Source organism: Sphingobium sp. ba1, assembly GCF_000743655.1.
GTDB lineage: Bacteria > Pseudomonadota > Alphaproteobacteria > Sphingomonadales > Sphingomonadaceae > Sphingobium.
Genome location: NZ_JPPQ01000069.1, coordinates 4,028 through 6,640 on the forward strand (window position 1 = coordinate 4,028; position 2,613 = coordinate 6,640).

1 protein-coding gene and 1 pseudogene are annotated in these 2,613 nt (G+C 60.7%); both read left to right on the forward strand.

Annotated features, from left to right (window positions below):
- On the forward strand, positions 1-1,962 hold a 1,962-nt coding region (locus IL54_RS03055; protein WP_037477696.1), incomplete at its 5' end, for a TonB-dependent receptor.
- A 411-nt stretch (positions 1,963-2,373) separates the two neighbouring features.
- Positions 2,374-2,613, forward strand: a pseudogene (locus tag IL54_RS25275) (hypothetical protein); the annotation flags it as partial.

The following is a 2,613-nucleotide window of genomic DNA, read 5'->3' on the forward strand; positions in this document are numbered from 1 at the left end:
GAATTCACCGGCTATGCGCGGCTTGGCTATGGCAATTATAATGCGATGACCGGCGAAGCGGCGATCGGCGGGCCGATCATCGATGCGATCCGCTTTCGCCTGGCGGGCAAGGTCGAGGCGCGCGACGGCTATGGCGGCAATCCGTTCAAGGGTGGTGCCGATGTCGATGACCTTAATCGCTACATGGTGCGTGGCCAGATCCACCTGATCGCGTCGGAGAAGATCGACTATCTGATTTCGGGCGAATATTTCCGCCAGAACGACAATAGCGGCGCGGTCCATTATCGCGGTCCCGCCTTCCCCGGTGTGCCACGCCTCGCGCCGACGGGAACGGGCGGTTTTGCGACCAACCCACGCGACCTGGCCAGCGACGAGCCGCCCTCGGTCGATACCAAAAGCTATTCGGTCACCGGCACGCTCAACATCGAGCTGAGCGATGCGTTCAGCATCGGCAACATCACCAATTATCGCGATTTCAAGACGCAGTTGATTCAGGATCTGGACGGGTCGGCGCTGGTCGCCACGCTGCCCAACTCGACATCGGTGCAGGTGCGGACGATCGACGCGCAGCAGTTCAGCAACGAGCTGCAGTTCAAATATGACAGCGACATCGTGAAGGGTGTCGTCGGCCTCTATTATTTCCATGAGCGCCAGCGGCCGCGCGATCAGGTGGGATTGAGCTCCACCAACGATCTGGCGTCCAACATCACCGTGCTGGCGACGCGGCCGACCTTCGTCGACAATGTCGCCGCGCCGGTCGGATCGGTGACGCTGGCCGAAGCGCAGGCGATGTGCAATTTCCCGGCAGGCACATCGCCCAACCGGGTCTGCCTGAAGTCCAGCCTTGGCACCCGCACCTATGCGGCGTTCGGGCAGCTGAACTTCGACCTGGGTGCCGCCTTTGGCCTCAATGGCGTGTCGCTGAAACTGGGCGGGCGCTACAGCCATGAAAAGGTGGACAGTGCCAACCCGTCGATCATCCTGACCGCGAACGGCAATCCCGCCGTCGCGCAGGTGCGCAAGACGACCATCGAGGGCACCTATCGCGAACGGACGTTCAAGGATTTCACCCCGGAAATCGGCCTGCAGTGGCAGCCCAACAGCGATCTTTTGCTCTATTATACCTATTCCGAAGGGTTCAAGGCCGGGTCGGGTGAGAATGCGGCGGGCAGCACGACGATCGTGCGACCGGAAAAGATGAAGAATCACGAGCTGGGCGTGAAGGCGGAACTGCTCGACCGTCGTTTGCAGGTCAATCTGGCTGCCTATCATTACAAGCTGGACGATCTGCAGATCAACAAGACGATCGGCGGTGGCCCGGCGGGCTTTACCACCATCTTCGAAAATGCGGCGAAGACATCGGCGACCGGTGTCGAAGCCGACCTGCTGGCGCGGCCGGTCGATGGCGTGCGTTTGCGCGGGTCGGTATCCTATACCGACAGCAAATATGATGATTTCATCACGGTCGATCCGCTCGATCCAGTGAACGTGGCGCAGGCGGGGCAGCCCGCTTATAATCCGGTTACCAACCCCGATCCGACCGCCTTTGGCGCGCCATGCGGGGCCGATGCGCTCAACGCCAATGCGCCGTGCAACATCCAGTTGGCGGGCAACCCGACGCGCAACTCGCCGACCTGGTCCTATAGCGCCGGGATCGAAGTCGATCTGCCGATCATGCAGGAGACTGGCACCTTCACGATCAGCGGCGACATGACCGGGCGCAGCAACATCTATTTCACCGAGTTCAAGCGGCTGGTGGAAGGCGCGCGCGCCTATACGATGTTCGACGCGTCGCTGCGCTGGGTGGACAAGACCGATACGGTGACGGCGTCTTTGTGGGTCAAGAATATCGGCGATACGCTGCGCGAAAGCAGCACTTTCGCCATCTCGACCGGGCGCATCATTGGTGTGACCTACCTGCCGCCGCGCACCTATGGCGCGACGGTCGGCTATCGCTTCTAAGGTGGACGGCCTGCGCCGGGGCGGGATGCCCTGGCGCAGGTTGCGTTTTTAGAGCAAGATGACTTTAAGTCGCATCACTCCGTTCGCCCTGAGTAGGGCTGAGCTTGTCGAAGACCCGTATCGAAGGGTCGGCTGCGCTTATATCCTTCGATACGGCCATTTGCCCTTCGGTCGTCTGCGACTCCGACTTCGCTCAATGCCTGTCCTTGCATATTGGGGTTGGCATTTATTTCAGCCTTGGTTGAATTGGTGCCGACCTGTCTGGTGTCATGACCCCGGACAGGTCGGAGCGGATAGGCTGTGCCTGTCCTTGGGCATAAAGCTCGCGATCCTCAGCAAAGCCGTCCGCTCCATCCATGATCGTCTCGAACGGTTGCCTGAGCCTTGAGCTCGTATGCAAGGTGGAGAAACATGATGTCGAACCAATATGTTGCCGTCGATGTATCTAAGGCGGCACTCGATATTGCCTTACCGGGGGCTAACGGGGTTTGGCGCCGTACCAATTCGGTGGCGGGGATCGCGGCTTTAAGAAGGCGGCTCGCGCCCCTTGACCATCCCCATATCGTCTGCGAGGCAACGGGCCGCTATGGACGGTTGCTCGCTCGCCAGATGGGAGCGGCGGGGATCGCCATGAGCATCGTCAATCCCAGG